Origin of the sequence: Pseudomonas sp. NFACC10-1 (genome assembly GCF_900119195.1) — a bacterium.
Lineage (GTDB): Bacteria > Pseudomonadota > Gammaproteobacteria > Pseudomonadales > Pseudomonadaceae > Aquipseudomonas > Aquipseudomonas cerasi.
Window position 1 is genome coordinate 271,948 of the sequence record NZ_FPJB01000007.1, and the last position, 24,891, is coordinate 296,838.

The following is a 24,891-nucleotide window of genomic DNA, read 5'->3' on the forward strand; positions in this document are numbered from 1 at the left end:
CTCACCTTGTTTTACTTAACAACGGTGAACTTGCAGTTTTCAGGTGATGTTTTTTCACATACGTTATAGACGAGACCCAAAAAACCATTTTCTTTTTTCCAGGTACTGCCTGCAGTTTTTACAGTGAAATCCTTATTGTTTTTAGCAGTGAAGCGCATGTCCAGCATCTCGCGCCCACCGATGTTGTAGGTACAGTATTGCAGCATCTGAGGCGCGTCTGCGCTCTCTTGAATAGCGATGGCCAGTTCAAAGGACTGCACAGGCATTTTCTTTTTTACAACGCCTTGCAGCACGCCGGTCCACTCGCCGTCATTGCCGCTCGCCCGGTATACACCGGGTGAGACCTGCTCGATCTTCTCGACGGTAGGGCAGTTTTCCGCCGCTTGAGAGGTCAGGGACATGCCCAGCAGGCACGTAGCAATTGCGGCGCTGATTAATACTTTTTTCATGATATTCCTTTAATTGAAAAACTCAATTCTTGATGTGTGTAGGCTTGCGTGCGGTTTTTTTGCGTGGTTAGGCGGTAAACTTTTTGGATTCGCTAGTGGGTTACATGTTTCTATCGGATGCGTGGCAGCAACTGTGTTGCATGTTGTCTCGTTACTAAAGATGTCTGTATTTCAGCAGTTACTTGACCACATGCAATTTAGGTAGGGCTATCTTAGTTGCCAGGCTGTTTCCTGTCTGTGCCTTCAGGCCTTAATTGTTTGTAGGAAATGGCGCTGCTTATATTCGGATAATGGGCTGGCGGAGGTCTCTCATCGCTGACTATTTTCTTTGCGGAATAACTCGACCGACCATTCGATAAGGTGCGCGGTTGCGCCTTTGCGCTTGGTGACACGCTGGCAAACCAATGCCAGCCATCAGCACTACAAAAAAGGCCGAGGCCCGCCGACTTTCTAGCACAAAGAAAAATGGGCACAGTACGCGCACCGGTCCCATTAGGTTGCTGACAATTAAGAACCCATCAGCGATTGAACGTGGTGGCGGTCATGTTAGGCCCAGCACCGCTGGTTCGAACTCTGTCGACAGCCACCCCGCATGCTCCTGTGCACAATGTTTCAGCATGAGAGGCGAGCTGAGTAGCTGGGCAAGCAAATGCATTTGCCGACAGCGATGGCATCAGTCGCCACTCACGTGGTTAATATCATTGTGCCGGTGGTTTGTACCCTGCAAGCATTTTCAATACCTCATCATGGGCACCGCTTGCTTCGGCGAAGCGCAATGGCTTGGCGCGCTCCACTATAAGTTCTGGTGGGGTCGGAGAGGTCTCGAGCAGGTCGAAAATTTGATCCAGAAACTCTTCCAGAGGCATCGCGTGCTCGTCATTTTCCTGCCCGAGCAATGTGGTGCGTACACCCGGTGGTGCAAGCTCGATAACCTCGATCGGCGAGCCCTCTAGCTGCACTCGAAGACTTTGAGTGAACGAATGAACGGCCGCTTTGGTTGCGCTGTAGGTTGGTGTCGCAGGCAGCGGAACGAATGCCAACGCCGAACTGACATTCACGATCGTTGCACTGGGCTGCTTGATCAACTGTGGCGTGAATGCATACACCATGCGAATAGTGCCGAGTAAGTTGGTTGTCACGATATCTTCGGCTGTGCTCAGGTATTGCGGATCAGTCAGATCCTCCCAGTGCATGATGCCTGCGTTGTTGATGAGAACGTTCAGATGCGGGTGGCTGATCGCAAGCGCCTCGCTGCTGCGCTGGATTGATTGTGTATCGGAGACGTCCAGCAATATCGACTCGATACCTGGATGTTCTGACACAATCTTGTCGAGAAGAGCCTTGCGACGTCCCGCGATGATGACAGTGTTGCCCGCTTTTTGAAGCCTGAGGGCCAGCCCGAGGCCTATGCCTGAGGTGCCGCCAGTAACCAGAATCGTATTGCCAGTGCCGTTCATAGTAAACTCCGGAAATAATGCTTAAGCGGACAATTGTCCACTTGAAGGACATTACCGGACAGGTGTCCGCTTATCAATCCAATCAAGGAAAATCTTTGCTCATGACTGACGAATTGGTGATGCGTTCTGACGCCAGGAAGAACCGTGAACGGATACTGGAGGTCGCAGTGGTGGAGCTGACCAGCGATCCTGCTGTGGCGCTAAGCGCAATCGCGAAGAAGGCCGGGGTAGGGCAGGGAACGTTCTATCGCCATTTTCCTACCCGAGAGAAACTGGTATTCGAGGTTTATCAATTCGAAATGCAGCAAGTGGCGTCGTTGGCGGAACAACTGCTCGCCACTACTGCCCCCAGGCAGGCCCTTCGTGAGTGGATGGACCACCTCGTTGAATATGCAATGACCAAGGCGGGTCTCGCCACCGCTATCCGGCAGGCCGCGTCTGTTTATGAATTTCCGGGGCAGTCCGGATACGCACCCGTTCAGTCGGCCGCCGAGCTGCTTTTGCGGGCCAATGAAGCTGCTGGAACGATTCGTAGCGGTGTAACTGCTGATGACTTTTTTCTCGCCATTGCAGGCATATGGCAAGTTGATTCTCAAAGTGAATGGCGCTCACGCATCACCAGATTGTTGAACCTGGTGATGGATGGTTTATGTGCAGGCAGCCCCGAAAGCTTGAACAAGAACGTCCAGCTCTAAAGCCGCAAACCCTAACCGTCATGCCGTATTTGAACGGCATGACCAAGGTGCTCCGAGGGTTACTTTTGCGCCAATAATGCTTTTCTCGCTGTTTTTTCATCTTTCATCGCGGCGATTTCACGCTCGCAGGCCTCGACATCGAACGAGTTGTCCCACTTGGCAATGGCGAGGGTGCCGATGCCGTTACCGATCAGGTTGGTCACGGCCCGCGCTTCGTTCAAAAACCGGTCAATGCCCAGAAGTAATACAAGACCTACCAGAGGAATGGAGTGGATGGTTGTGAGCGTTGCAGCCAGCGTCACAAACCCCGCACCCGCCACTCCGGCCGAGCCTTTGGACGTCAGCAGAAACACCCCCAGTAGAATCATCTGATCTACAAATGTCAGTGGCGTATTGGTCGCCTGAGCGATGAAGATGGCGGCCATTGTGAGGTAGATACAGGTGCCGTCCGCGTTGAAGGTGTATCCCGTTGGCAGCACCATGCCCACTACCGACTTTTTGCAGCCAAGCTTTTCAAGCTTGGCCATCATTCGCGGCAGCACGGCTTCTGTCGAGCAGGTGCCCAGTGTGATGAGAATTTCATCCTTGAAGTAGCGGAGGAATTGCATCAGCGGCATGCCCGACCATCTGGCAACCGAGCCCAGCACCACCACGATGAAAATCAAGGTGGTAACGTAGAGGGCGACCAGCAACTGCCCGAGTGACAGCAGAGTACCAATTCCGTATTTGCCGATCGTGAACGCCATGCCGGCACCAGCACCCAGAGGGGCCAGGCGCATGACCATTGCAACGATCCTGAACAGACCTTGCAGGAACAAATCAATGGTATTGATCAACGGCTTGCTGGTTTCGCCCATTTGCACCAGTGCAATACCCATCAGTACCGAAAGCAGGATCACCTGAAGCATCACGCCATTGGAGAACGCGCCAAGAAAGGTATTCGGGATAATATTGAGAAAGAACTCGATAGTGCCTCCTTGCTCACTGGCAGCCTGGCTGTACTTGCTGATAGCACTGCCATCAAGCGTACTGGCGTTGATATTCATACCCGCGCCAGGCTTCACAATGTTGACCACAATCAGGCCAATCACCAGCGCGATGGTTGAAAGAATCTCGAAGTAGACCAGCGCTTTAACACCGATCCGTCCGACTTCTTTAATACTGCCCATCTTTGCGATGCCTACAACCACCGTACCAAAAATGATGGGTGCCAACAGCATTTTGATCAGCTTGATGAAACCATCGGCAAAGGGCTGGAGCTTGGCGCCGACATCAGGCACGAAGTAACCGATGGCTGCACCGATCACGATGCCGATCAGCACTTGCACATACAGCTGGCTATACCAGCGGGTTTTGGAGATTTCCACGGAAGCACCTCATTTTATTTTTGTGATGGGCATGTGGCTTGGCGTCAGTAGGTGACGCCTGATGCTGCGGCCTCTCTCAAGGAGGCCGCAGATCTAGGGAGATCAGCCTTCGCCCAACTCGCGCATGACTGCGTACAAGGCGGACTTGGCTTCGAAGCCAACACCTGGAATATCCGGCAGGCCGACATAACCGTTTTCTACCTTGATCCCGTCCGCAAAACCGCCGAAAGGCTGGAACACATCCGGGTAAGATTCGTTGCCGCCCAAGTGCAGGCCGGCTGCGATGTTCAGGGACATCTGGTGACCACCATGTGGAACTACGCGGCGGGAAGACCAACCCATTTCTTCCATTACCTTGAGGGTGCGCATGTACTCCACAAGCCCATAGGACAGAGCGCAGTCGAACTGCAGATAGTCGCGATCAGGGCGCATACCGCCGTGGCGTAACAGGTTACGGGCATCCTGGTGGGAGAACAGATTTTCACCGGTAGCCATGGGCAGTTCATAGTGATTGGCAAGCTCGGCCTGCAATGCATAGTCCAGCGGATCGCCAACCTCTTCGTACCAGAAGAGGTTGTACTTCTTGATGGCTTCGGCGTAAGCGATTCCGGTCTGAAGATCGAAACGACCGTTGGCATCGACCGCCAGTCGACGACCGTCCCCAACCACTTCAAGCACCGCTTCGATGCGACGGATATCCTCATCCAGTGGCACTGCACCGATCTTCATCTTGACGACGTCGTAGCCCCGATCCAGATAACTCTGCATTTCTGCCTTGAGCTTGGTCTGGTCTTTGCCAGGGTAGTAGTAGCCACCCGCGGCGTAGACCCAGACCTTGTCATCGGCGACACCTTCGCGATAGCGGTCGGCCAGCAGACGATACAAAGGTTTGCCTTCAATCTTGGCAACAGCATCCCACACAGCCATGTCGATCGTGCCCACTGCAACCGAGCGCTCGCCGTGGCCGCCCGGCTTCTCGTTAGTCATCAGGGTTTTCCAGATGGCGAACGGATCGAGGTTGTTGTTTTCATGATCGACAAGGGTGTCCGGGTCAGCTTCCGTGATGCGCGCCAGGAAACGATCACGCATCAGTGCGCCCTGGCCATAGCGACCATTGGAGTTGAAGCCGTAGCCGATAACAGGTTTACCGTCGCGAATCACATCGGTAATCACAGCGACGACCGAGCAGGTCATTTTCGAAAAGTCGATGTAGGCGTTGGCAATAGGGGAGGCGATAGAAACAGTTTTTTCACGAATGTCTACGATGCGCATGACGGGCTCCTCTTGTTGTTTGTGAGCGCCACGTTATGCGTTGCGACGCCACCCGCCCAATGCTATTAATGCCGCACCCTATGCACAGGAGGCATGGCCCTTGGAACTCGTCTGGCTTGAAGACCTTTCAGCGCTCGCGGAGTACGGCAGCTTTGTTCGTGCCGCTGAAGCACGCCATGTCACCCAGCCGGCGTTCAGCCGAAGAGTTCGTTCATTGGAGAACTGGATGGGGGTGGAGTTATTTGTCCGCACACCGCAAGGAGCCACCCTCACCGAGGCCGGAAGGCAGATTTTGCCCAGTGCTCAGGAAGCTGCCCGGCACTTGTACAGAATGCGCAGTGAGGCTCAAGAAGTCGCTGGCGTGGCAGCCAGGTCGTTGCGGTTTGCAGCCACTCATTCTCTGTCGTTCACGTTCTTTCCCAAGTGGCTCAGAACCGCAGAAAACGGTGCCCCGATCGAGGCCGTACAACTGCATTCCGACAGCATGGCTGCTTGTGAGCAGATGCTGATACATGGTCAGGTGCAGTTTCTGCTCTGCCACCGCCACCCCGACGTTCCGCCTCTACTGGCCCCTGATCAGTTTGTCAGCAAGAAAGTGGGTGAGGACGTTCTCGTTCCGCTTGCAAGCGCCTCCGCCAACGTCGGCACCTCGCCTGCGGCGTTGCCCTACCTCGCGTACACCCACGAATCCGGACTAGGCCGTATCGTCGCCCACCGACTGCGCGGCAAGGAAGATTACCTGCACCTCAAACCACTGTTCAGCAGCCATCTTGCGGCGGTGCTCATGTCCATGGCCCTAGAAAGCAAAGGCGTAGCGTGGTTACCCAAGAGCCTCACCGAACAGGAGGTTCTTGATGGTCGCCTGGTCAGAGCGCTGGACGAAAGCTGGGATATACCACTGGAGATTCATCTGACCCGGCCAAAAGCATTGTCCAGTCAACCGGTCGAAGAGTTCTGGGGGAGGGCGGGACAGTGATCCGCGAGATTGTTCAATCAAAGTCAATGGCTGCGAGCTGCTTCGACTTTAAAAGCGCCCGCATCTCGGCCATGACCTGATCGTTTGGAATATTAGGCGCTGGGTAGTTGATTGAGGCTTGGACCTGCGTACAAAACCACTTGTCATAGCGGGTGTCCTGTTCCTCAGTTTCAAATTCCGGCGCGATTGGAGAAATTCGAGCGCTCATGATTCAGCTCCTATTGGTTGTGAATCCATCTTAGGTGCTCAGCGGCGTATTATCTGCGCCTATCTGCCTAATTTTCTGTAGGAAACGGCTCTATCGCCGGATCAGCCCCGAGCAGCGCTGACGCCCCCTGCAACTTACAATTGGCACGATTTCTAGAGTTTCCATTACCTTCGATTTTTCGAGAGCAGACGACAATGTTTTCCTACTGAATTAGGATATAGTTATTTATAGGAAAGTCGGAAAGAACGCATGGCAAGGAACATTCATAGCCCTAGTGTTGATGACCAGATCTCTTACCTAAGAGAAGCGTTAGAGCTACGTCTTCTTGAGGTTTCGGACATTGTGCAATGGGCGGACGATCAGATCACTGCACGGGGAAATCCTACCTATGAACTGATAGAGCTCGCGCTGATGAGTGACTCGAATCGGTACGACACCGCAAATCAGTTACTTCGAGTCGGGACTCCCTCCTTGAGCCGCGCAGAGGTGTTGCCCTATGTGCTCGCCAAGGCACATGAAAGACTACTTGCAGATCCTGATTTTGGAAAGGTCTTAGCAGAGGGGATGTATCAATCCTGGTTTCGATCGAATTACGACTTTCCTGACGCTCTTAGCCTGTGCGGCTATTTCGAGGATGCTTATTCATTGGCTGAGAGCGGGATAGTTGGAACAGTTGACCAGATCAACCGAGAGTTGCTTAAGTTTACTGCCCAGTTTCAGGACTGTAACTGGTTCGCGAGTGTGCTTGGCCGATAGCGTTCTCGTTTTGAGGCTGGATCCGAGATTATGGGACTAGAAGACATTGGCGCTAGGCGCTCGCGAGAGTCATGCGTGACTCAGGCAGGCATCGGCTGACGATGCGATAGTAATTGGCCAATCTCACTGGCCGCTACGTCGGCAACCTAGCCAGCGCGTTCGACATACCTGCACGCGTATCCATCGGTTCGGTGGAGAGCCAGATGACGTCAATGCGGACCACTAGGCAACCTTAATGACTGTCGGCAGTTGGAGTTATGCGGAAACGCTGTTGGGTGCCTATGGCACATTGAAGGCTGAAGAGGATCCCCTTGGCTCATGGTGACCGAGGCGCGTGTTTGGGGTACACAGATCAATAGGCCAAGCTTCTGGCCATTCTTACGATGCTTTCCTGTGTCCATTGCTCCACCATGGGACGTGTGGCAGGTATGAAAAGTCGTGACTCGCTGACAAACTTTTCACGACGCATCGGCATTGTATAGCTGTTGGAGGCAGTCGCTGGTGGCTCTTCTATCTTCGCCATTTCTAAGTTCTTCAACGTAATGCGATACCAGCCACTGTTGAATGCGGCCACTTCGAAGCAGGACATAATCAGCTTGGACAGGCTGGTTGGAGAAACGAAATAGAGACCAGCAGTACGCCCCTCCACCGGCACACTTGCATCAGTTTCCAACAGGATGAGACCGTCGTCGAAAACACGCCAGGACGTTTCTCCCGACTTCAAACCCGTGAACGACCTGTCATCCCATTCTTCATAGCCCTGCTTAAACTTCGCTAAGCCCAGATTATGAAGGCTTTGGAAAATATCATCACGGCGTTGGGTAGCCCCGTGCACAGCATGCTGCTCAACGGGCTGTGGCAAAAAGGCAAACTCAAGTTTTGGCGTGTAAGAGTGCCCACTGTACGAACGAGCGCTTGATGCCTCCATGATGCGCTCGTGAAAAGCTTTCTCGGGAAGTGAGTTTTTGGATTTTTCCATCCTGCTCAGGCCTTGGACGATAGCTTTCAACAGCTCTTGGGGATCAGAGAATGAAGCTCTGAAAAAACCTAGCTTGTAGTCGGACACCTCATTGACGAACACAGCCTGCTTCGGATCAAAGTCTGTCTGCTGGATAAAAACCAGAATCGGCTTACGCTTGCTTACCGCCTGGCGAAATTCCTGCTGCGTAACAGAGAGGGCTGGCTGGGGTTCATAGCCGTAATTAGCACCGAGGATGAGAATATAAACGTCGCATTGGTCGACCTCTGTCAGGCAGGCATGCTCCGAAGAATATGTGCGCGCCCCGAAGTACTCGCTCATGATCGGCTTCATATCCAATGTTTCCACGGCGTCTTTGGCTGCGGCCCTGAAATGCTCGAATCCTTTTACCACGGAGCTTATGAACACCTTCATCAGTACATCCTCTGAACGCTGGCACATGTGCGGATTTGGACTGCTGCCAGATGGGATTGTTGCAGCTAATCTTGGTGTTGAAGGGTGGGTTAACGACCATATGATCAAACGCCTCTACATTCAGATCAGACGCCGTACCGTTAGTTACCGCCAGCTGCAATCACCCCTGCTCAAGGCCCTACACGCACACCTTTCTCCTGCGCCTCCTTTACAAGCCGCTCACGGTCTTCAGGAAGCAGCATCCGCGCTTCAACCAGCGAGTCTGTGGCTTTACTCACTGCAGACACATAAGCCTCCTTCGTGGGGTAGCGTTCCTCCAGGGAAAGGCGAGGATCTCCGGCCATGATTCGCTCTTTCTTCGTCGCAGCAAACGGGAGGAAGCTGCCTTGGAAGTTACAAAAGCCGCCATCAAAAAATTCGGGCCGGAAGGTATTCCAACCCGTGTAAGTTCCGATGGGAGCGCCTAGATACACATCCCGAACGCCACCCACATCAATTCCGTCTGCATCCACTTGAGGTACCAAGAGGCCGTAACTGCCGACCCCCGATTTCGGCGGCTCGTTTGTGAGAATGCCAGAGCTGTCTTCGGGACGAAAACCAGGTCCAAAATCAAGCACTTGCAGGCTATTGACGGCACCGGTGTAGTGGAGCGCGGGGCGCGTAACGCCACCATAATTGGTCGCGGGGATGAGCGGGAAACTGACCCTGTCCGCAGGCACCAGTGTGCCGTCCGCCACAGAGGGCTTTATCGAAGCGGGCGGTGTTGTCTCATCACGAACCCAGCCAACGAGGTTGATGAACGCTGCGCGCATTGTCCAGGTGTGTGGGTTTGGATTTGATTGAACCTGGCAAAGCCCAAAGGGTGGGTTAACCGGGAGCGGCAAAGACGGCGGGGCATGCTGCGTACTTGCCATAATAAAAGTGCGGACGTTTTCCGGTTCAGGTGTATCGCGCAAGCCGAGTGGATCGGTAAGGCCAAGCGACTGGCGTCCCTCCCAAAGTTCAAGGGCCGTTGCCATGTGAAATATCAGAGGGCAAGTGTTGTTATCGTTGCAGCGATCCAGCAAACCCTGCGAGCGTCCGGTAATCGGATCGGTTTCCCGGCCATAGGTAAACGGAAAATCGTAAGCAGGGTAGTCATGATCGACCTGCTGGCCCCACGCCCGGCCAGGCTGAGCAAACCGGATGTTGAGCGGCATCAGGCCGCCACCGATATGCGGCATCGCACCATCATAGACCCGATGACCTTCCTCGCTGCGGTTGAAACCCTGTGCGATCATGCTGCGGATGAATCGGCCGGATTGTGATGAGCCAGTGATAATCGACTTGACCTTGGGCCCATGCACGACAGGGTTGGGCACACCTTTATCGTCATGCTCAGCCTGCTGGAAAAACGCACCAACATCCCGTGCGATCGCAAAACCGATACCCATTACCGCCGGCTCCTTGGCCCGGTATATCAGCTCGTAAAGCTTGCCGGGCTGAAAACCAGCGGGTAGGCATATCTGGGTTTCGTTCGGCGTATTGCAATCGCCAAACTTCCAGTCATTCACTGGAATTTCCTGCCTGGGCGCATTTGCCCGCGAACGCACCGTCAACGTCGGACGAAAGCCATCCGAGAGCACTTTGGTATTGTCGGTTTCAACCGATTTATAGCTGGTATGAGGCGGCGTGGAGGTGAACCAACCTGCAGACAGGTTAAGGCTGACGGTCGCTGAGAGCGTGGTCAACTCACTGCGCACCACACCTGTTACCGGCGACCCATCAGTATTTATGGCCGTCGGCAATTGCACCATCATGCGGTTGTCACCCGGGGCAACGTCCCCCTGCCAGGCAAACGCGATCAGCGTCGTGCCCTGGCGCTGTAGAAAACCGTCCCCAGCGACGTCGAAGTTGTTGAACGCTGCTGGACTACCCCGCATATCAGCATTGAACAATAACATCGCGCGCTTAGAGCCGCGATTTGGCACGTCGAATAGAAGAATGTCATTCGATTTGGCCACGTCAGCGGGACGCAGGATTGCAACTTCTGTCGTGTATTCGACCATCCCACGCCCGTTACGGGGGGCAAGTTCGATGTCTTGAATAATCTTGTTTTCAGACGCTCCTGGGTCTAACTCACCATGAGCGCGCGCAAATACGCGTTCGTAAACCCCTGTATTCCCAAAGCTTTCGCCTCCGAAAGCGGGCTCGGTCCGCAGGATCTCCAACTGTGTAATACGGGCTTGGGCGGGTGCTGCAACGATCATCATGGAGCTTGCAAACGCTGCAGCATGAAATAGGCGATTCATCCTTACCCCCAATTTGTCTTTTTTATAGATGGCTTTTGATGCTCTGATGACAATGATTTGTACAGATTAAAAGGCTTCAAGCATAGCTCGCAGCTAGCTCGGTTATCGTAAATTCGTCAGCGTTCCGGGAGTATACCTAGCCAATTCCAGCATTCAGATGGTCAGTGGCTAGGTGAGGAATGTAGCCATGACGTATCTCATGACTTCGTGCTGAACCTGAAGCAGCACTACCTTTTGCTCGTATCCAGCAAAATCTGATTTCCATGCAGAACTAAGCCCCTCATCGGTCACGCCAACGGGGGGAAATGTGAGATCGAAAAGGAAATGAGGTATCTTCCGCCCATAACCCGACCTGCACTTTGGGAGGAAGAAATGCGAATTTACATTACAGGCGCCTCGTGTGCGGGCGTCACCACATTAGGCCAGAACCTTGCCATGCAACTTGGGTTGCGGCACGCCGACGTCAATGATTATTTTTGGATGCCGACGAACTCGCCTTTTACGACGAAGCGGCCTGTCAGCGAACGTGTGACTTTGATCCGCACGCGCTTGGAGACAAGGATTGGGTACTAATGGGTTCTTGCATGGTCTGGGGAGATGCACTACTGGATCAAGTCTATTTGATCGTGTTCGTTGTGACGCCAACACCTATCCGACTGCAACGGCTAGACGCTCGTGAAAAATCACGCTTTGGCGAATGTATAGCGCCCGGAGGTGACATGTATGAAATACATGCGTGATTCAGGGAATGGGCTTCGCAATACGATAATTTGCCGCAGGCCTGGCAGGAGATCTACTTTTTCGACAGAGTCGGCCAAAAGCGGTCGGTGGCGTCGGCTATGGCTATTCAATGATTTTTAAACCCGTCTAGAGCCCCGTCCTTGTGCCGCTCCACCCTCATATCGGCATATTCACTGGTTTAAGTTAGCAACGACGTTTCGGGCGACTGTATCCAGCTTGTTCGAGAAGTTTACTAGCCTCATTAATGTCTAGTGAGTACCTATCTGGACCCATTAGATCAGTGTAGAACTGTGCACAACCGCCGACTACATGACCGCTCCAGATTGAAACCTCTCTATACTTTTTGCGAAGCAACTGAAGAAAGAACCGTTTGAAGTCAGAGTTTACAGAAAACTTCCACCTATAAGGATTTCCCTTGATCATATAGTTGTACCAACTTAGCTTAATTGGAAGGCGAAAGCCTTCCATCCGAGTAGATAGGTCTAAAATAATATTAAATGTCAAAAATTTCACTCTGACTCCAAAAAGGTCTTGCACTAAGATTCTATTCAATATGTTGTTTCGTCCTTCGTCGGTATTGTATAAACTAGTCCATATTCCTTTTTGTGACGACTGAATCACGACAATGTGAGCACGTTGAATCGAGCCGGAATTATCCACGACTATTGTATATTCGGCTACGCACGATTGACGATAATTGCCAGTATAAAAATTTGCTTCACAAGATAATCTCGATTTACTTTAGGGCTGTCTCAAGATGGTAATGATTCGCACAGAGACCAGCTATGCATCTTTAAACTTGGTCAACTCAAAACCCGTGGAGCCTTTCTGGATTTTTTCCAAGTCAATGTTAGCGAAATTCCCGTTTTTGGCCAGAGCGCCTACCAGTTCGCTTATTGCTTGTTCTTTTGTATTGAGACCAATGATGATTTTGGAGATTGACGTGGCCGGAACGCTAAATAACGATACATCATCACCAGATGGCATTGTGAATTTTTTGCATGCTGTATCCAATGGTAAGAGCATGCGCCATTCTTGTTCATACTCCCAACTTCTGCTTTTCAGGACGAAGGTATCGAAAGGCATATCCGTCATTGTTGCACTTGGCTGCCTATCGGCATAAATCACTTCGCGCAAGTAATAAAACTCATCCTTATCAGATCGGCGACCATTAAAAAAAGAATGCGCGGTATCAAACTCTAAGACAAATCCTGTTGAGTTTTCTGCATAGTTCGCCCACATAGGGGGAGAGACAGGTGTTGCGCTCAAGCTCAAAATGCCAATTGTTTTATTAAGACTTTCATAAATTTCTTTCTTTAGCTTTGGTGTTAATGGCGCTATATGCGCTTTATGAATATCATCGATTTGTTCTGAATTTAATATCATTAAAGTGAATTGCTCAAGCATTTGAAGAAGTTTTTCACTTGGCAATAGAGCGAGCAACGCTTTTTGATCGTCTGGCAGTCTGTTAATTGCTTCCATGATTAGTTCGTGCTTGTCTGCTCTTTCGTAGTGCTCTCGTAGCTGTTGGGTTGATATAGCCTCGCTGAGCAGCAGGTTAAATTCGAATGGGTCATTCAGTGCCGACGGCTGAGTAAAACGTATTGTCAAATTTTGCACTATATCAACTCTAGCAGGTGGGACGTATTTGTATAGTTTTTCAGGTGGCAGGTTCATGTAATTTGCGCTTCTAAAATTAAAGAAAATTGAAATATATCATGATATAAACACTGGGGGAAAGCAGCACTTCCCCTTAAGGAATGAGGCGGTCGCTCACGGTTCTTTTGTGCTTATTCCTGACATTGTGTAGGGATTTTAAACTGATGCTTCTAGCCCATAGTGAATCAAGTGGAAGGTCAGCTTCTGGGAGTATCGACAATATCTAAAGTTGCGCTTTTAGGGTGGCTGCTATCGAGCCTATAACGGATATTAACATTAACTTTTCAACCGTACGTCAGGCATCCCTTGCGGTGACGACAATTATGGGTGTTGCTCGACCGATCGGATTTAGGCCCTAGGACAGATATCCGATTGAAGCGCCTAGGAATTGCTAGTCTTGCTGTAGAAAAGTCGTCACATCTGCATTTAAAATATTAGTGCCAGAGAATAAGGAAGTCCTGAATGTTGGAGGTCAAAATTGTACATTCAGTTTGTTTGCTGGCGTTTAGCAATAGTAGGAGGTTAGAGAACTGGATTTTTGACGTTTTGGTTTTGTCCAGCCAATATTTAACAGAAAAGTTACAGCGGAGAAAAGATTAAGCGGGGTGTTAATAGCACCCCGCAGAAGTTTGAGTTTAGTTGCTAGATTTTCTGGTCGCAGGACTCAGTACAAGTTTGCGTCCGGCAAAGATTAGTTCGTCCTGGGTATTGAGTAAGTCTTGGCTGCTGCTGGAATCCTCGAACTCTATGAAGCCATAGCCTTTCGTCAATCCATTATTGTTCGGGATTACGAGTTTTGCTATAGAGCCGAAGCCGCTGAAAAAATCATACAGATCATTTTTTCTCACTTTTGAGGGGAGATTGCCTATATGTATAGTTTGGCTTGGCTCTGTGGAGGCGACTTGAGTAATGGAGGTGTCTTTCTCCGTGATAGCTTGCTTGGTATTGATGATTGTGATTCTACCATCTAGGCTAGGGGAAGATGGTATTTCAATTTTTAGCCTCGGGTATTCTTTAAAGGGTATCTTCTTCTGCCTGGCGATACTTCTTGCTTTTTCCCGCTCTATTGCATTAACTAGAACTCCTTTGCGATTTAAAGAGTCAACAAGCTTTCGATAATCTTCAGTATCGACTATGCCGACGGCATCCCAAATTTGTATGGCTGAGAATATGCGGCCGTCCTGTCCAAGTAAAATAACTGACTTTTCTTCTCTGCTTAATTCAACTTTGTCAAACTGACTAAGCCAAAGGGCGTCTTTAGCAGAATACATAGCCTTGTTTGTCAGTGTTATGCTAAACCCTTCGAATCTACTTTCCAGCCTCGGTGGGGCTAATTCGTTCTTGTTCATTAAATCGTATATTCGTCGCATTCCTTCACCGAGTTCGCGCATATAACCAAGTTCACGAAGTACACGGGAAACGTAAGTATTTCTGGATTGATGCACTCCCTTTTGGTGCATTATGTCTTCTATGCGAATAGAAGTTAACAGTGCACCAGGATTTCGAATTTCTAAATGATCGTCAAAAATATAAACTTCCGTTCCTCTGCCTTCGTCCGAATAATCTCTATGGGCGATAGCGTTAAGTAACGCTTCTCGGCATGCCAGCTCAGGATAAATAGAACGTTGCTCAAATCGAGCATCCTTATCCATCCTGGTTTGAACTAGATGCGGGCGAAGTGCTTCCCAGGCTTGGTTGATCAATGTCAAGATATTTCCAGATGTGATTTGGTCTGCAATGACATTATACGTTTCGCCGGACCCTACCTCATTTCCATCAATTTTTAATATTCTGATTTGAAGTCTTGGGTGCCATTTGCTCGCATTTTTTGCGAATAAAAGCAAAGCTGCACGGCGATATCGCAAATGAGACATCCCGTACTCGGCCAACTCCAAATATTGCAGGCACCTTTCAATAGACATCCCTTTCAATACTTGATCTGCAACAGTCTTGACTAGATCGAGGTCTAAATCATCAGCGGTTATTCCATCGATGAAAACCCGATCATATTCTCGCGATAATACCTCTCGGCGATCGAACTGGATTGCTTCGGCGGCTACTGGCACAGACTCTAAGTCACGACGTTGCATGCAGCGGCCATCTGCTGTTACGTGAACGTATTCTATACTCTTTGGTACTGAGAAATACATTACATCTTTGTTGTCGATTTTAAGTCTATACTTTCTTACAGAGGGTAGAGGGGTGTCTTTATGTACGCGTGTAGAGGAGGCGTTTTCAAGTGCGTCGAATTCACCCGCAGTAAATCCGGGCAATCCCGTAACTTCGCCATTATCTTCAACCCCTATCAGTAACTCTCCACCATCCGCATTTGCAAACGCGACTAATGTTTGAGCGATATTTATGGCAATTTCTTTTACAGGCCTTTTTGTTTTACTGCCTGGAGATCCCTCTAGTGCGCTTTTGAACTCTCGAAAGTGGCTTTCGCCTAATTCGATTGCTGTTTTGGCACGTTCTAATACCGCGATAGCACTCATTGCCACTCTCTCTCCGTACAGACAAAAAATGTCTCAAAATCTAGGTATATCAGGTTTTTCATGTTCCAGCAAGTCCAAGATTTACATATATATTCATTTAAAATAGGCGTTAAATAATGCGCGCACTATTATGGAAGCGTATTTCTAATTTTTTGGAGGGCGATGTGCAAAGCATTGCCGCACAAGATTGATTCTTTTGCTAATAAAAGACTGTGAACTCATTCTGTACATGTAGCTCAGTATTTCAGTCTACGTTTTTTGTTATTGTCAGACATTATGCTGGCATAACAGCAGGCACTAAAGATCGATTGGCGAATCAGTTAGGCCATGAAGAGCGAGGTATGCAAACTGGGAAAGCACGGTAGATTGAAGCTGACAGAAATATTAAAGAGATAGATTTCATCTACAGTGGCCTTATCGGAGTAGAGTTGAAGAATTCCTAAATCTTGGCTCCTCTAGTGTCCTCGTCCATTCCCCCTTGTAAAATCTTCACGCTATTAGGGAGCAGTCGCCTACGGTATCGATCGATACTGCTGAACGGCAGTTCCTATGCAGTGGTCTAATTATTCCAGACACTCAGTCAGGCGAGCCCATAAAAGATTTCGATGCTTGATGGACACGCAAAGCCGTACCTCAACCTCAAAAGCGCGGTAGCGCTTTTAAAGCGTACTTAGTGACCGAATGGACAGTTGATTACCCGAGCGAACCACAGGCCTCAATATTGCCACAGAATTGATCAAGCCTTCGGCCCACCACCTTGCAATCGAAATCACCAAAAAGTGCGACATATATCTGTACCTGGCGATTTTCTCACCGGAGTTGATTTCCGGCTTCATTTGCCATGATCCCATTCCAAACACCTTCAAATCCCAACCTCAAATCTCCCGCGCCCAGTCAGCTTTGGCTTGATTCACAGACTCCCCCCTCAACCCCACCCGCATATCCGCCCCACTAGGCTGCTGATACAAATTCAACCCGAACTCCGGCATCACCGTAATCAGATAATCGAAAATATCCCCCTGTATCCGCTCGTAATCCACCCACACCGTCGTCCGGGTGAAGCAGTAGATTTCCAGCGGGATGCCCTGTGAGGTGGGTTCGAGCTGGCGAACCATGCAGGTCATGTTCGGGTTGATGTCAACGTGGCTTTTCAGGTACGCCAGGGCGTAGGCGCGGAAGGTGCCGATGTTGGTCATGCGCCGGCGGTTGGCGGACATTTGTGCGACGTTGCCTTGCGCCTGGTTCCAGGCCAGCAGTTCGGCCTGTTTGCGGCCGATGTAGTCGGTGAGCAGGTGGATTTGCATGAGTTGCTGTTCTTCATCGTCGCGCACGAAGCGTACGCCGCTGGCGTCGATGAACAGGCTGCGCTTGATGCGCCGTCCGCCTGATTGCTGCATACCGCGCCAGTTGCGGAACGACTCTGACATCAGGCGCCAGGTCGGGATGGAGACGATGGTTTTATCGAAGTTCTGCACTTTGACGGTGTGCAGGGTGATGTCCACCACGTCGCCATCTGCGCCGACCTGCGGCATTTCGATCCAGTCGCCGACGCGCAGCATGTCGTTGCTGGTCAGCTGCACACTGGCGACGAAGGAGAGCAGGGTGTCCTTGTAGACCAACAGGATGACCGCCGACATGGCGCCGAGGCCGGACAGCAGTAGCAGGGGCGAACGGTCGATCAGGGTGGCGACGATGATGATCCCGGCGAAGACGTAGAGGATCATCTTCGACAGTTGCACGTAACCCTTGATGGAGCGCGTGCGGGCGTGTTCGGTGCGCGCGTAGATGTCCAGCAGGGCGTTGAGCAGGGTGCCGATGGCTAATGTCATGAACAGGATGGTGAACGCCATGGCGATGTTGCCGATCACGTTCCGGCCCGCAGTGCTCAGGCCCGGGACCAGCGTGAGGCCGAACTGAATGACCAGTGACGGCACCATCTGCGCCAGTCGGTGAAAGACCTTGTTGTGGCGGAAGTCGTTGACCCAGTGCAGGGACGGCTGACGGCCGAGCATCCTGACGGCGTACAGCACCAGAAAGCGCGCCACGCGGCCAAGCACCAGTGCGGCGGTCAGCAACAGGATCAGCGCCAGCCCGGTGCGTACCCACGGATGCTGATCGAGCATGTCCCAGATTTCCTGGGTCTTGAGCCAAAGCGAGTGAGTATCCATAAAAGCATCGGGCCCGTTGAGCGAAGAGGGGGGCGTGATTAGAACATTTACCGGGTCGGACGGGGCGGCCCGTGAGCACGAAGTGCACGTCGGGCAATGATTTAAAATTGTATCGATCGCTGAAGTAGACTCATCGCTCATTATCAAAGGAGTTGCGTCTTGCACCTATCCATCGTTCAACGCTGTGCGTCACGTCTCGGGTTGCAGGCCTTGTGGGTACTGGTCGGTCTGGCCTCGTCGACACTGGTCAGTGCCGCCGGCGCGTTACCGACCTACGGTGAAATGGACGCTGCAGGGTTCGCGGGCTCGCCCCGGGAGAACTACGCCCTGCAGGACTTTTCCGATAAATACCGTGCGACGCTGGATATTTCCGCCAAAGACGATGTGTTTCGTCCCGGCGTGATCAACGTGTACGACAAGGCCAGCGGTGCGGCTTTGATCCGCGTGCAGTCCGATGAACTGGTGCTCGGCACTGACCCGAAAACCGGCGAGGTCAAAACCAACGTGCACGAATTGCCCTATGGCGAACAGAGCGTACTGATCTATCAGGATTTCAACTTCGACGGCATCAAGGACCTAGCCTTGATGGACGGGCAGAACAGCTGCTATCACGGCCCCTCGTATCAGGTCTTTCTCGGCACGGCCGATGGTTTCCGGCACAGCGATTCGTTTACCGAACTGGCGCAAAACAACTGCGGCCTGTTCAGCGTGGATGAGAAAGCCCGCAAGATCGAGACCATGACCAAGGACGGTTGCTGCTGGCACCAGATGTCTACGTACAGCATCCGTAATGGCGAGCCGGTTCTGGAAACGCAGACGGTCCTTGACCATACCGGCGGGTCGGGACTGCCGACTGAAACAGTCAGTCGCAATCAGAATGGCAAGATGACGCACACCACCAGCATCGTCTGGGAGGAAGACCAGCAGCGTGAGATTCTCCTGTCGTTCAGGCTTGCGCCGTCCGGCAAGCGCATTGTGTTGTTCCGTTCAGGGGACGCAAGCCCGGTCTTCTACGCAGCCGTGGACAGCAAGAATCAGGTCGGGCTGCTGTTTCCCCAGGCTGAAGGTGAGCAACTGAAGTACGACGCTGCCAGTCATGTATTGAGCTTCGTGCGCGGCGACACCGCTTACCGGATCGTGGGTGACGCAAAGGGTGCGCCCACCGCCATGCAAGTGGTGGTGCGTGGCAAAACCACCGAGCTGAAACTGCTTGCCGAGCCTGCTCAAGGTTCGCTGAACAAGGTCGCGGATGCGTTGAAAGCCGCGCAGTAATCAGGCGGCGGGGTGCTAGCCCCGATACCTCACCGCCTCGACAAACGCGCTGAACGCCGGCGACGCTTGTCGCCGGTTCGGGTAGTACAAGTGAAAACCTTCGAAGTAAGGGCTCCAGTCGACCAGCACTTCTTTCAGGCGGCCGCTGGCGATGTGCGGCTCGGCCATGGAGTCCGGCACGTAGGCCAGGCCCACGCCGTCCAGTGCGGCGTTGAGCACATGGATCATGCTGTTCGACGTAAATTGCCCGTTGACCCGTAGGTTGAGCTTGCGGCTGTCCTTCTCGAACTCCCAGGCGTAGCAACTGCCGTTTGGCGAGTGGCGGATGTTGATGCAGGTGTGTTGAGTCAGGTCCTGAGGCTGCAGCGGGACGGGATGTCGCTCGAAGTAGGCCGGCGAGCCGACCACTGACAAGCGCCAGTCAGGCCCCAGGCGCACGGCAATCATATCCTTGCTGATGGACTCCCCCAGACGGATGCCCGCATCGAAACGTTCGCTGACAATATTGGTGAAGCCGTAGTCGATGCAGATCTCGATCTGAATATCCGGGTACTGCGCCAGAAACCCTGCAAGCATCGGGCGGATGATGCCTTCTGCGGCGTCATCAGAGCAGGTAATGCGAATGGTGCCGGCGGGTTTGTCGCGCAGTTCGCCCAGCACTTCGACTTCTGCGGCAATCTGATCCAGCAGCGGCCCGATCGAGCGCATCAGCCGTTCGCCAGCGTCGGTCGGGGCCACGTTGCGGGTGGTTCTCGCCAGCAGGCGCAGGCCCATGCGCTCTTCAAGGCCACGAAGGGTGTGGCTCAGGGCTGAAGGCGTAACGCCCAGTCTGGTCGCGGCCTTGGTAAAGCTCTGATCGCGTGCCACCTGCAGGAAGGCTTGCAGGTCATTGAGTTTGGGTGTGCTCATTACTGAATCCCTCTCACAAGCGCGTATAAATTGTGGTGTCTAATCATCCTAATACCTTTGCCCTAACCTGTGCCGACTCATTTTTAACGTCGCCAGGTCAGGACGCATGCAAGCATTTGATTCAACTCTGAAGCAGTCCGAAATAACCACTCATCCGCCAGCCTGGGGCGCCGTGTTCTCGATGGCGCTGTGTGTGGTGGTGCTGATTGCGTCAGAGTTCATGCCGGTCAGCCTGCTGACACCCATCGCGCAGGACCTCGGTATCAGCCAGGGGCAGGCAGGGCAGGCGATTTCGATCTCCGGCTTTTTTGCCGTGCTGACCAGTCTGCTGAACACGCCGCTGACCGGGCATCTGGATCGCAAGCCTGTCCTGCTGGGCTTTAGCCTGTTGTTGCTGGTATCTGGCGTGATCGTCACGCTGGCCTCCAACGGCTGGTTGTTCATGACAGGCCGTGCATTGCTCGGGATTGCCATTGGCGGTTTCTGGTCGATGTCGACCGCCACCGTGATGAAGCTGGTGCCGAAGCAATCGGTCGCCAAGGGCCTGGCACTGATCAACGGCGGCAATGCGCTGGCGGCGACGGTCGCCGCGCCATTGGGCAGCTTCATGGGCCAGTACATTGGTTGGCGCGGGGCGTTTTTCCTGGTCATCCCGCTCGCGGCGCTGGCGTTTGCCTGGCAGTGGCTGAGCCTGCCGGCCATGCGCAGTCAGCCGAACAACCGGGCACGCAATCCGTTCCGCCTGCTGCGCAACCCGCAAGTGGCCGTTGGCATGGGCGCGATCCTGTTGCTGTTCATGGGCCAGTTCGCCGTCTTCACCTACCTGCGCCCGTTTCTGGAAGAGATCACCGGGGTCAGCGTCAACACGTTGTCCCTGATGCTTTTGGCGCTGGGGGCCAGCGGGCTGGTTGGCACGTACCTGATCGGCAGGCTGCTGCACACAGGCCTGTATGCCTGCCTGATCGCCATTCCGTTGCTGATGGCGGTGCTGGCCGTGGCGCTGACCGGCCTGGGCCATTCACCTCAGTCCGTCGCCATTGTGCTTGCCGTCTGGGGGCTGATTGCCACACCTGCGCCGGTCGCCTGGGGCCTGTGGTTGAGCCGCACGCTACCCGACGATGCCGAGGCGGGCGGCGGCCTGATGGTGGCGACCATTCAATTGGCGATCACCGCCGGTGCCGGCATCGGTGGCGCGCTGTTCGACAGCCTCGGTTGGTGGAGCCCGTTCGCATTCGGTGGCGTGTTACTGGCGTGTTCGGCCGCGCTGGCCTGGACGGCACGCGACAACGCGTCCCTGCAGGAAAGCAACACCGGTCAGGGCCGGGCAGATAAACGCGGGTCAATTTATCAACGAGGTAACACGCCATGAAAAAGATTCTTTTGATGCTTGGGCTTTTAATCAGCTCATACGCTGCGACAGGAGCAGACATGTCTCAAGGTGCCGATAATTTCTACACAAGCGACAAGGTCGTTGCGCAAAAAGTGCTGTTCAACAACCAGTACAAGATGAAAGTCGCGGGCAACCTGTTTATACCCAAAGGCTCGAACCCGAACGTTAAAGCTCCGGCCATCATCATCGGCCATCCGATGGGGGCGGTGAAGGAGCAAAGCGCCAATCTCTACGCGCAGAAACTGGCCGAGCAAGGGTTTGTCACCTTGTCGCTGGACCTGTCGTTCTGGGGCGGGAGCGAAGGCCAGCCGCGTAATGCCGTTTCACCGGATATCTACGCCGAAGACTTCAGCGCCGCAGTGGACTTCCTGAGCACGCAGACCTTCGTGGACAAAAAACGAATCGGCGTGCTGGGGATTTGCGGCAGCGGCAGCTTTGTCATCAGTGCCGCGAAGATCGACCCGCGCATGAAAGCCATCGCCACGGTGAGCATGTATGACATGGGCGCCGCCAACCGCAACGGCCTGAAACATTCGCAGACGCTGGCGCAGCGCAAGAAGATCATCGAGCAGGCGGCACTGCAGCGCGATGTAGAATACAACGGCGGCGACACCGCGTACACCAGCGGCACGGTACACAAACTGACTGACACATCCGGCCCGATCGAACGCGAGTTCTATGATTTCTATCGCACGCCACGGGGCGAGTTCACGCCTGAAGGCCAGTCCCCCGAACTGACCACTCACCCGACGCTGACCAGCAACATCAAGTTCATGAACTTCTATCCGTTCAACGACATCGCGACCATCTCGCCACGCCCGATGTTGTTCATCGCCGGCTCAAAGGCGCACTCTCTGGAGTTCAGCGAGGAAGCGTACAAACTGGCCGGCCAGCCCAAGCAACTGATCATCGTGCCGGAGGCCGGGCATGTGGATCTGTATGATCGGGTCGATCTGATCCCGTTCGACAAGTTGGGCGAGTTTTTCAAGAACAACCTGAAGTAATCCGCCGGAAGACAATACGTATGAAAAGGCCCTGCACGATCAGGGCCTTTTCATTATCGGTCACTGGTGGTTTCAAATCTGCCTAAAGATATGCAGGCTCATCCTCATCACGAAGGTGAATGTCCAGTCCCTGCCGACCCACTGCAAGATGAGGACGCAATGTCAGTGCCGGGATCTCGTAGTCACCGTCGTTCTGCCTGCGAAACGGCAAGGGCTCAAGGGTGAACAGGGTATCCAGGCGGTTGCCGTAATCGGCGCAAATGCGGGCAAATGTCGCGCTGTCCACCTTGCCTGCCCGGTACACAGGGAAGGGCGCGAGCACATCGAAACCTGGATAGAACAGGATGCCGTGCTGGATAGGAAAGAGCACGTCGTTCAGCGCTCCGTTTACGCCACGCTCGCTGTAGTGGGACTCCCAGCCGCCCATGGTCACCGTCAGCATGGCGCGCTTGCCTGCCAGCGTTCCCTCACCGTATCGATCACCCCAGTGCTGGTCGCTGTGCTCGCCCACGCCGTAGGCGAAACCACAGGCGTACACCCGCTCTATCCAGCCTTTCATGATCGCCGGCATCGAAAACCACCAGAGCGGAAACTGAAATATGACGGCGTCTGCCCAGAGCAATCTGGCCTGTTCGGCCTCGATGTCCGGCGGTTGAATACCGGCGGCAAATACGCGTTGCGACTCAAGGGCAGGGTCAAAGCGGCTGCTGCTCTCAAGGCCTGGTGCATCGTTGGCGTCGATTGTCGCCTTCCAGCCCATCTGGTAAAGGTCGGACACCTGCACCTGATGGCCTTTACTCTGCAGATGATCGACTGCGAAGTCTTTCAACGACCCATTCAGCGAGCGCGGTTCGGGGTGGGCGTAGACAATAAGTACGTTCATGAGGGGCTCCGGTTTGTCTGTCATGAGGCAACGCTACAGACTCGATCGGGTATGCTGGAAATCAATCTCCCATACACTGGGTATGTGCATGAACAATACCTTGCGGCGTATCGACCTCAATTTGCTGATCACGCTGGATGCATTGCTCTCGGAGCAGAACGTGACCCGCGCGGCGCATCGGCTGAACCTGACTCAGCCGACGGTCAGCCTGCAATTGGGCAGGCTGAGGCAGGTACTGGATGATCCATTGCTGTTGCCGGGACCGCGGGGCATGACCCCGACTGCGCGGGCTGAACAACTGCGCGAACCGCTCAGGCAGGCGCTTGCAGCGCTGGAGTCCGCTTTGCTGCCCGGCCGGGATTTCGACCCGGCAAAGGCCGATCACACCTGGCGCGTGGCCGCCAGCGACTACGCGACCATCGCGTTGATATGGCCGTCGCTCGGCAGGTTGCGCAGCAGTGCTCCGGGTACGCGCCTGGCCCTGTTGAACAAGCACCCGGTCAGCCTTGCCGCGGATCTAGAAAGCGGTCGACTGGATCTGGCGTTGCACACCCGCGATGAGGCGCCGCCCAAGCTGCGTCAGCGGTCGTTGATCCATGAACGTTATGTGCTTGCTGCCCGGCATGATCATCCGGATTTTGCGCAGCCCGTATCGCTGACACGTTTCTGTGAGCTGGAGCATGCGGTCATGTCTCCCAACGGCGGCGGGTTCGCCGGAAGCACCGATCAGGCCCTGGCGGCGCAGGGGTTAAGCAGACGGGTCGTGTTGTCGGCGCCGCATTTCGGCTCGCTGGTGTCTGCACTGACCAGCAGCGATCTGGTTGCAGTGGTGCCCGAACGGCTGGTGCGCGCCCAGCCGACGCTCGTGGTTCAGGAACCGCCGCTTTCGATTCCCGGGTTTGAAATGCTCATGCTGTGGCCTGAGCGTTTGCACCGTGATCCGGCTCATATGTGGTTACGAGAACTGATGGCTTCGGCCATTGATTGAGCCGTGCGGCGCTCATGATTCAAGCCCGCAGCCTGCGTTCGCGTAACGCACTCAAACACTCGCGCCCCGCAGCCTCGGCGGTTTGCGTGACTGTCTGGCTGTTGTCCTCGGTGATCCAGGTCAGCAGCCGCACCTGACCCGTCGCCTGGCTGCCGCCGTGCATGCGAGACAGGGTTTCGCGGTGCTTGAGCATGGCTTTCATGCGGGTGGCGAGCATGAAGATATCGTCGATGAAACCGTCTTCGACGTTGTCGTGATGCTCGATGCCCAGCCCCGTGGCGTCGTGGTCGATACGCAGGTGGTAGTGCATGGCCCCGGTTGCATCCTCGCTGCCGAACAGCGCGATGACGAAGCCTTTGCCCAGCAGTGAGCGCAAGGCGTGCTGGATGATTTCCTGCACATCGGGGGTGATCTGTCTGACTTCGCGGCTCATGTAACGACTCCTGACCTGATGAGTAGTGCAGGCAGTATTCAACGACGGGATGTAAAGCGCGGTCCGGGCCAGGTAATGCTGGGTA

20 protein-coding genes and 1 pseudogene are annotated in these 24,891 nt (G+C 53.6%); 8 read left to right on the plus strand and 13 right to left on the minus strand.

Annotated elements, in window-relative coordinates:
• Positions 1-11: 11 nt before the first annotated feature.
• Positions 12-449: a DUF3757 domain-containing protein gene (locus BT119_RS20260; protein ID WP_003431127.1), complete on the minus strand. Its 438-nt coding sequence runs from the start codon at positions 447-449 to the stop codon at positions 12-14.
• A 698-nt stretch (positions 450-1,147) separates the two neighbouring features.
• Positions 1,148-1,906, minus strand: coding sequence for an SDR family oxidoreductase (locus BT119_RS20265; protein ID WP_003363443.1), 759 nt, complete (start codon positions 1,904-1,906; stop codon positions 1,148-1,150).
• A 101-nt stretch (positions 1,907-2,007) separates the two neighbouring features.
• On the opposite strand from BT119_RS20265, the gene BT119_RS20270 reads away from it, so the two are divergent.
• On the plus strand, positions 2,008-2,601 hold the full coding sequence (locus tag BT119_RS20270; protein ID WP_032609194.1) for a TetR/AcrR family transcriptional regulator: 594 nt from the start codon (positions 2,008-2,010) through the stop codon (positions 2,599-2,601).
• Positions 2,602-2,660: 59 nt separating this feature from the next.
• On the opposite strand, the gene dctA is transcribed toward BT119_RS20270, so the two are convergent.
• Complete coding sequence (gene dctA, locus BT119_RS20275) at positions 2,661-3,968, minus strand: C4-dicarboxylate transporter DctA (protein WP_003431124.1); 1,308 nt, start codon at positions 3,966-3,968, stop codon at positions 2,661-2,663.
• Positions 3,969-4,070: 102 nt separating this feature from the next.
• Positions 4,071-5,240 (minus strand): mandelate racemase/muconate lactonizing enzyme family protein, encoded by a 1,170-nt coding sequence (locus tag BT119_RS20280; RefSeq protein ID WP_003431122.1) that lies wholly within the window; start codon positions 5,238-5,240, stop codon positions 4,071-4,073.
• Positions 5,241-5,340: 100 nt separating this feature from the next.
• Between BT119_RS20280 and BT119_RS20285 the strand changes: the two genes are divergently transcribed.
• Positions 5,341-6,216: a LysR family transcriptional regulator gene (locus BT119_RS20285; RefSeq protein ID WP_054082138.1), complete on the plus strand. Its 876-nt coding sequence runs from the start codon at positions 5,341-5,343 to the stop codon at positions 6,214-6,216.
• Between the two features lie 13 nt (positions 6,217-6,229).
• Here BT119_RS20285 and BT119_RS20290 read toward each other — a convergent pair whose 3' ends face one another.
• Positions 6,230-6,424, minus strand: a complete 195-nt coding sequence (locus BT119_RS20290; RefSeq protein WP_003363436.1) for a type II toxin-antitoxin system RelB family antitoxin — start codon at positions 6,422-6,424, stop codon at positions 6,230-6,232.
• 249 nt (positions 6,425-6,673) lie between these two features.
• Here BT119_RS20290 and BT119_RS20295 point away from each other — a divergent pair, with 249 nt between their 5' ends.
• Positions 6,674-7,180 (plus strand): hypothetical protein, encoded by a 507-nt coding sequence (locus BT119_RS20295; protein ID WP_003363434.1) that lies wholly within the window; start codon positions 6,674-6,676, stop codon positions 7,178-7,180.
• A 352-nt stretch (positions 7,181-7,532) separates the two neighbouring features.
• Here the strand turns inward: BT119_RS20295 and BT119_RS20300 are convergent, their stop codons facing one another.
• Together BT119_RS20300 and BT119_RS20305 are read right to left on the minus strand one after the other, a co-directional pair.
• Positions 7,533-8,573, minus strand: coding sequence for a DUF4062 domain-containing protein (locus tag BT119_RS20300; RefSeq protein WP_003363432.1), 1,041 nt, complete (start codon positions 8,571-8,573; stop codon positions 7,533-7,535).
• Between the two features lie 170 nt (positions 8,574-8,743).
• On the minus strand, positions 8,744-10,864 hold the full coding sequence (locus BT119_RS20305) for an alpha/beta hydrolase domain-containing protein (protein ID WP_072366816.1): 2,121 nt from the start codon (positions 10,862-10,864) through the stop codon (positions 8,744-8,746).
• A gap of 372 nt (positions 10,865-11,236) precedes the next feature.
• Between BT119_RS20305 and BT119_RS27590 the strand changes: the two are divergent.
• Positions 11,237-11,601, plus strand: a pseudogene (locus BT119_RS27590) (adenylate kinase); the annotation flags it as partial.
• Between the two features lie 787 nt (positions 11,602-12,388).
• Here BT119_RS27590 and BT119_RS20320 read toward each other — a convergent pair.
• The 3 genes from BT119_RS20320 to BT119_RS20330 form a co-directional block, all read right to left on the minus strand.
• Positions 12,389-13,282, minus strand: coding sequence for a DUF2971 domain-containing protein (locus tag BT119_RS20320; RefSeq protein ID WP_083553797.1), 894 nt, complete (start codon positions 13,280-13,282; stop codon positions 12,389-12,391).
• 617 nt (positions 13,283-13,899) lie between these two features.
• Entirely contained in the window at positions 13,900-15,759 is a 1,860-nt protein-coding gene (locus BT119_RS20325; RefSeq protein WP_072366822.1) for an ATP-binding protein, read from the minus strand.
• 875 nt (positions 15,760-16,634) lie between these two features.
• Complete coding sequence (locus BT119_RS20330; RefSeq protein ID WP_072366824.1) at positions 16,635-17,927, minus strand: mechanosensitive ion channel family protein; 1,293 nt, start codon at positions 17,925-17,927, stop codon at positions 16,635-16,637.
• A gap of 159 nt (positions 17,928-18,086) precedes the next feature.
• Here BT119_RS20330 and BT119_RS20335 point away from each other — a divergent pair, with 159 nt between their 5' ends.
• A complete protein-coding gene (locus BT119_RS20335; protein WP_072366826.1) occupies positions 18,087-19,199 on the plus strand; it encodes an XAC2610-related protein in 1,113 nt (370 codons plus the stop codon).
• Between the two features lie 15 nt (positions 19,200-19,214).
• On the opposite strand, the gene BT119_RS20340 is transcribed toward BT119_RS20335, so the two are convergent.
• The gene (locus tag BT119_RS20340) at positions 19,215-20,108 is read right to left on the minus strand and encodes a LysR family transcriptional regulator (RefSeq protein ID WP_072366829.1); all 894 of its coding nucleotides are present in this window, start codon (positions 20,106-20,108) and stop codon (positions 19,215-19,217) included.
• Between the two features lie 106 nt (positions 20,109-20,214).
• Between BT119_RS20340 and BT119_RS20345 the strand changes: the two genes are divergently transcribed.
• Together BT119_RS20345 and BT119_RS20350 are read left to right on the plus strand one after the other, a co-directional pair.
• Positions 20,215-21,477: an MFS transporter gene (locus BT119_RS20345; RefSeq protein ID WP_072366831.1), complete on the plus strand. Its 1,263-nt coding sequence runs from the start codon at positions 20,215-20,217 to the stop codon at positions 21,475-21,477.
• On the plus strand, positions 21,474-22,502 hold the full coding sequence (locus tag BT119_RS20350; protein ID WP_054082143.1) for an alpha/beta hydrolase: 1,029 nt from the start codon (positions 21,474-21,476) through the stop codon (positions 22,500-22,502). The genes BT119_RS20345 and BT119_RS20350 overlap by 4 nt, the downstream gene beginning before the upstream one ends.
• 82 nt (positions 22,503-22,584) lie before the next feature.
• Here BT119_RS20350 and BT119_RS20355 read toward each other — a convergent pair whose 3' ends face one another.
• A complete protein-coding gene (locus tag BT119_RS20355) occupies positions 22,585-23,385 on the minus strand; it encodes an NAD(P)H-dependent oxidoreductase (protein WP_054082144.1) in 801 nt (266 codons plus the stop codon).
• An 88-nt stretch (positions 23,386-23,473) separates the two neighbouring features.
• On the opposite strand from BT119_RS20355, the gene BT119_RS20360 reads away from it, so the two are divergent.
• Positions 23,474-24,373, plus strand: a complete 900-nt coding sequence (locus tag BT119_RS20360; RefSeq protein ID WP_024663471.1) for a LysR family transcriptional regulator — start codon at positions 23,474-23,476, stop codon at positions 24,371-24,373.
• Between the two features lie 19 nt (positions 24,374-24,392).
• On the opposite strand, the gene BT119_RS20365 is transcribed toward BT119_RS20360, so the two are convergent.
• Entirely contained in the window at positions 24,393-24,806 is a 414-nt protein-coding gene (locus tag BT119_RS20365; RefSeq protein ID WP_003363403.1) for a hypothetical protein, read from the minus strand.
• Positions 24,807-24,891 lie beyond the last annotated feature (85 nt).